This is a genomic window from Angustibacter aerolatus, assembly GCF_054776675.1.
This window is the reverse complement of record NZ_BAAHBM010000137.1, coordinates 1-5,416: the sequence shown is the minus strand read 5'-3', so window position 1 is coordinate 5,416 and position 5,416 is coordinate 1. Positions and strand designations below refer to the sequence as shown.

General features: G+C 76.1%; 6 protein-coding genes. 2 read left to right on the top strand and 4 right to left on the bottom strand.

Annotation, left to right across the window (positions count from 1 at the left end; translation table 11 throughout):
* The coding region (locus ACYVI6_RS17900) for an MFS transporter (RefSeq protein ID WP_460447664.1) at positions 1-1,306 on the top strand (1,306 nt) is incomplete at its 5' end.
* Between the two features lie 15 nt (positions 1,307-1,321).
* On the opposite strand, the gene ACYVI6_RS17895 is transcribed toward ACYVI6_RS17900, so the two are convergent.
* Positions 1,322-1,708: a cold-shock protein gene (locus ACYVI6_RS17895; protein WP_460447663.1), complete on the bottom strand. Its 387-nt coding sequence runs from the start codon at positions 1,706-1,708 to the stop codon at positions 1,322-1,324.
* Between the two features lie 130 nt (positions 1,709-1,838).
* Positions 1,839-2,450: an HAD family hydrolase gene (locus ACYVI6_RS17890; RefSeq protein WP_460447662.1), complete on the bottom strand. Its 612-nt coding sequence runs from the start codon at positions 2,448-2,450 to the stop codon at positions 1,839-1,841.
* A gap of 85 nt (positions 2,451-2,535) precedes the next feature.
* Here ACYVI6_RS17890 and ACYVI6_RS17885 point away from each other — a divergent pair, with 85 nt between their 5' ends.
* A complete protein-coding gene (locus ACYVI6_RS17885; protein WP_460447661.1) occupies positions 2,536-3,834 on the top strand; it encodes an MDR family MFS transporter in 1,299 nt (432 codons plus the stop codon).
* On the opposite strand, the gene ACYVI6_RS17880 is transcribed toward ACYVI6_RS17885, so the two are convergent.
* Positions 3,821-4,744 carry an aldose 1-epimerase family protein gene (locus ACYVI6_RS17880; RefSeq protein WP_460447660.1) on the bottom strand — a complete coding sequence of 308 codons (924 nt, stop codon included), beginning with the start codon at positions 4,742-4,744 and terminating at the stop codon, positions 3,821-3,823. The genes ACYVI6_RS17885 and ACYVI6_RS17880 overlap by 14 nt on opposite strands.
* 108 nt (positions 4,745-4,852) lie before the next feature.
* Positions 4,853-5,416 (bottom strand): hypothetical protein (locus ACYVI6_RS17875; RefSeq protein ID WP_460447659.1); only part of this gene is annotated, 564 nt, incomplete at its 5' end.

Here is a 5,416-nt window from a genome sequence, read left to right as displayed (position 1 = left end):
CACGCTCGCCGGCGCCCGGCGCACCGCTCGCGCCTCGCGGGCCGCGGCGACGGCCACCGGGCGACGGGTGCGGCGCGCGACCGGCGCCGAGGGGGCGGGTGAGTCGGGGCTCGGCAAGGTGATCGAGGCGCACGGCGTCAGTGCGGCCGGCGACGCGCTGGTGCTGCTGTCGCTGGCCAGCACGGTCTTCTTCGCGGTGCCGGTGGGCGAGGCGCGCGGCCGGGTCGCCCTGTACCTGCTGGTGACGATGCTGCCGTTCTCGGTGCTGGCGCCGCTGATCGGCCCGCTGCTCGACCGCTTCGGGCACGGACGCCGCTACGCCGTCGCGCTCACGATGGTGACGCGGGCGTTCCTGGCGTGGGTGATGGCGAGCGCCGTCGCGGGCGGGCAGGAGGCGGCGAGCCTCTATCCCGCGGCGTTCGGGCACCTGGTGGCGAGCAAGGCGTACGCCGTCACGAAGGCCGCGGCGGTGCCCCGCGTGAAGCCCGCCCGGCAGTCGCTGGTCACCGCCAACTCGCGGGTGATGCTCGGCGGTGTGGTGGCGGTCGCGGTGGCGACCCCGCTGGGCGCCGGGCTGATGCGGCTGACCGGGCCCGAGTGGTCGCTGCGACTGGCCTTCGCGGTGTTCGCGGTCGGCACCGGCCTGGCGCTCGCGCTGCCGCAGCGGGTCGACTCCTCCGAGGGCGAGGTGCGGGCGCGGCTGCGAGCCGGCGTCGGCCGGGCGCGCGACCACATCGGCCCGCGCGTCGTGCTCGGCCTGCGCGCGGTCGGCACGCTCAAGGCGTTCACCGGGTTCCTGACGTTCTTCCTGGCGTTCGCGCTGCGCACCGAGCCGCTGACCACCTCGGTGCCGCCGCTCGCGACGATCGGCCTCGTCGTGGCGGCGGCCGGCGTCGGCAACACGATCGGCACCTCGCTCGGCGCCCTGCTGCGGCGCGTCGGACCCGAGGTCGTCGTGCTGAGCGTGCTCGGTCTGGCGGTGGCCGGTGCCGTCGTCGGCGCCGCGTTCTACGCGCTGCTCCCGGTGCTGGTCACCGGGCTGTGCGCGGGGCTCGCCTCGGCGCTCGGCAAGCTCTCGCTCGACAGCATCGTGCAGCGCGACGTGCCCGACGCCGTCCGCACCTCGGCCTTCGCCCGCAGCGAGACCGTGCTGCAGCTGGCGTGGGTGCTCGGCGGCGGGCTCGGCATCGTGCTGCCGCTCGGCGGCACCTGGGGGCTCGGCGTCGGCGCCGCCGGCCTGGCCGCAGGGTTCGTCGTGACGGCGCGGTCGGTGCGCCGGCTCGGGCGGGTGCCCCGGCTCGCGTGAGCCGGGGCGGAGCCCCTAGACGTCCAGGTCGTCGGCGACGGCGCGCATGAGCTGCGCGACCTTCTGGCCGGACGAGCGCTCCGGGTAGCGACCGCGGCGCAGGCCGTTGCCCACGTTGTCGAGCACCTTGATGAGGTCCTCGACGATCACCGCGAGGTCGTCGGCCGAGCGACGGCCGCGGGCGGCGACCGACGGCGGCGCGTCGAGCAGCACGACCTGCAGGGCCTGCGAGCCGCGCCGGCCCTCGGCGACGCTGAACTCGACCTTGGTGCCGCCCTTGACCGTCGTGGTGCCGGCGGGCAGCGACGAGCCCGGGAGGAACACGTCGTCACCGCCCTCGTCCGACCCGATGAAGCCGAAGCCCTTCGCGGCGTCGAACCACTTGACCTTGCCCGTCGGCACTCTGCTCACCCTCACGCTCGCGGGACCGGCGCCCGTCCGGGCACCGGTGTGGAGATCAGGCTAACGGCGGTGTCCAGCGGGATCGCCGCCCCGCTCCGGCACGGCGGTGCGGGCGCGCCGGTTCAGCGCGTCAGGCGCTGCGGGCCTCGCCGGCGAGCCACGCAGGCAGGTCGGCGACGGAGCCGAGCACGACGTCGACGCCCGCGGCCCGCAGCGCCGCGCCGTCGTGCGGCCCGGTGAGCACGCCGACGGCGACGGCGCCCGCAGCGAGCGCGCCCGTCATGTCGCCCGGGTGGTCACCGAGGTAGACCCGCACGCCCTCGGCCCGGATCGCCTCGGCCTTCGCCGCGCCGAAGAGCCCGCCCACCACGCCGTCCGCCTCGACGCCGACCTGCGCGAGCACCAGGTGCACGGCCGGCGGGTGCTTGGCGCTGACCACGACGACCCGGTCGCCACCCGCCCGGACGGCGGCCAGCGCCTCGGCCGCCCCGGGCAGCAGCACGGTGCGCGGCACGCCGGTCGTGGGGTACAGCTCGCGGTAGCGCGCCGCGGCCGCGGGGACGTCGTCCGGCGCGAGCACCTGCCCGAGGACGTGCTCGAGCGGCATCCCCATCGAGGGCCAGAGCTGCTCGCGGGTGGCGGTGCCCCCGAGCTCGGCGACCACCTGCTGCACCGTGGCGACGATGCCGTCGCTGGAGTCGACGAGCGTCATGTCGAGGTCGAAGCCGACGGCGGAGGGCACCGGGCCAGGGTAGGTGGCGCCCCGCGGTGGCGACCGAGGGCATATCGGTTGGCCCGCTGTCGGTGGCGGTGGGCACGATGGAGGGGTGTCGTCACCCCCCACCGCCCCACCCCGCCCCGCCCTGGCCTCGTTCTGGCACGACCTGCCCCGCGAGGCGCGGCTGCTGCTGGCGACGGTGGTCGTCGACGCGCTCGGTGCGGGCCTGGTGCTGCCGTTCGGCGTGGTCTACCTGCACGAGGTGCGCGACATGCCACTGACCACGGTGGGTGCGGTGCTCGGCGTGCCGGCGGTCGTGGCGCTGCTGCTGGTCGGCCCGTTCGGGTCGCTCATCGACCGGTTCGGCCCCCGCAGGGTGCAGATCGGCGCGCTGCTGTCGCAGACCGCCGGCACGGCGCTGCTGGCGTTCGTGCACACCCCCGTGCAGGCGGTGTGCGCGCTCGCGCTGATGGGCGTCGGGCAGGCGGCGTTCTGGCCGGCCAGCCAGTCGCTCATCGCGGCCGTCGTGCCGCCGGAGACCCGGCAGCGCTACTTCGGCACCAGCTTCACGATCCTCAACGCGGGCATCGGCGTCGGCGGTCTGCTGTCCGGCTTCCTGGTGTCGGTCGACTCCCCCAGGTCGTTCGTGATCATCTACCTCGTCGACTCCGTGTCGTTCCTGGTGCCGGCGATCGTGCTCGCCGGGCCGCTGCGGCACGTGGCCAACGCGGCGGTGCACGAGCCGGGCGACGACGCGCCCCCGCCGTCCGGCAGCTACCGCGACGTGCTGCGCGACCGCTCGTTCCGGCCGCTGCTGCTGTTCACGATGGTCTCGGCGTTCGTCGGCTACGCGCAGTTCGAGGCCGGCTGGACGGCGTACGCGCGCACCGTCGCCGAGGCCTCGACGAAGGTCATCGGCATCGCGTTCGCGGTGAACACGGCCACGATCGTGGTGCTGCAGCTGGTGGTGCTGCAGCGCATCGAGGGCCGCCGCCGCACCCGCGTGCTGCTGCTGCAGAGCGCGATCTGGGCGCTGTCGTGGGCCGTGATGGGGCTGGCCGGGCTGGTGCCGGCGTCGATCGTCGGCGCCGTGCTGCTCGCCACGAGCATGGGCGTCTTCGCGCTCGGCGAGACGCTGATGTCGCCGGTGCAGCCCGCGATCCTCAACGACCTGGCGCCCGAGGCGCTGCGCGGCCGCTACAACGCGACCGGCTCGGCGGTCTTCCAGGTCGCGGCCATCGTCGGGCCGGTCGTGGCGGGGCAGCTGCTCGGCCGGCACCTGCCGGTCGTGTTCGTCGCCGTGCTGCTGGCGGGCTGCGCCACGATGGCGCTCGTCGTCGTGCGGCTCGAGCGGCTGCTGCCGGCCCACGCCAACGGCGTCCGCGCCGAGCAGGTCACGACGGGCTGAGGCCCCAGGTGGCCGTGTGCTCGTCGCCGGGCTCGAGGCGCACCACGCCCTCGCCGGTGACGAACGCGTTCGGCGGGCAGGTCATCGGCTCGACCGCGAGCCCCTTGCGGCGCAGCGGCTCCGGCAGCGTGTCGCCGCTGAACACCTGCAGCCAGCCGTAGGCCGCGTCGCCCCAGAGGGTCACCGGCGACCCGCCGGCGGCGTCGGTCAGGCGCACCCGCCACCGGCCGTCGGCGTCGCGCTCGAGGTCGCCGTACGCCGTGTCGATCACCTCGTCGCCCACCGGTCGCGGGGTGCGGCGGTCGCGCCCGGTGCCGTCGACCGACGAGCTGCCGGTCGGGATGCCGCGCTCGTCGACGGCGTACCAGCGGGTACCGGGCAGCTGCAGCACGACGTCGTCCACCGTCTCGGTGCCGGCCGACAGGTACGGGTGGTGGCCGGTGCCGTACGGGCACGCGCGGTCGCCGACGTTGCGCGCCGTGGTGGTGACCTGCAGGCCGTCGTCGTCGAGCAGGTACCGCACGCGCACGTCGAGGGCGGTCGGCCACCCCGGCTGCGGCACCACGAGGGTGCGCAGGGTGACGGCCGCGTCGCTGCGCTCCTCCACGTCCCACACCGTCCAGCGCGCCAGTCCGTGGATCGCGCACCCGGTCGAGGGCTCGGTGACGTCGAGCTGCTGCGGCTCGCCGTCGAGGTCGTACGTCGCACCGGCCACGCGGTTCGGCCACGGCACGAGCGTCTGCCCGCGGCCGCCCACCGGGTGCTCGTGCTCGGCGAAGCCGTCCAGCAGCTCGCGGCCGCCCACGACGCAGCTGCGCAGCCCGGCCGCCACCTGCACGACCACCGCCTCGTGCTCGCCGTGGCGCAGGTGCAGCTGGCCGGCGGTCGGGGGCACGGGGGTCTGCGTCATGCCGTCATCCAAGCGCAGCCCGGGGGCGAGCGGCGCAGCGGACGCAGGACGCGGCAGCGACCTCCGCCGGGGCGGAGGCCGCTGCCACGATCGTGCGTGCGGGTCGGCTCAGGTGTCGTACCGCGTCTCGGACGTCGACGCGCTCGGGCTGCCGCTCGGTGCGGACGGCGCCGTGCTCGGTGCCGTCGGGGTGCCGCTCGGCGCGCTGGGCGCACCGCTCGGCGGGGTCGGCGCACCGCTCGGCGGGGTCGGGCGGTCGGCGCCGGTCGGCCGCAGCTCGCGGTCGGCCACCCGCGTGGCGGTGAGCGTCGACCCGCTCTTGGTGGCGACCACCATCACGGTGTGGCCGGTCTTCACCGCCGAGATCTTCTGGCCCATCACCGTGGTGGAGGCGTTCACCACGTACGTCGCGGTGTAGCCGTCGGTGCTCTTGACCGCCAGGCGGGTCGCGCTCACCGACGTCACGGCGCCGGTCTGCACGACGACCGTGTGCGTGCCGGAGCCGTCCGCGTCGGGCACGACCAGCTCGCCGTGCAGCGCGCGGCCGACCCCGCCGTCCGGGCCGAACCCGCCGGGACCGCCGGGGCCGCCGTGACCGCGGCCCATCGGGCCGCCCTCGCCGCGCGGGCCGTACCCGCCGGGGCCGTGGCCCTCGGCGCCAGGGGTCTTCGT

Excerpts from the sequence above, each read along its gene's own strand:
- ACYVI6_RS17880 (WP_460447660.1), bottom strand. The coding sequence starts at position 4,744 with ATGACGCAGACCCCCGTGCCCCCGACCGCCGGCCAGCTGCACCTGCGC.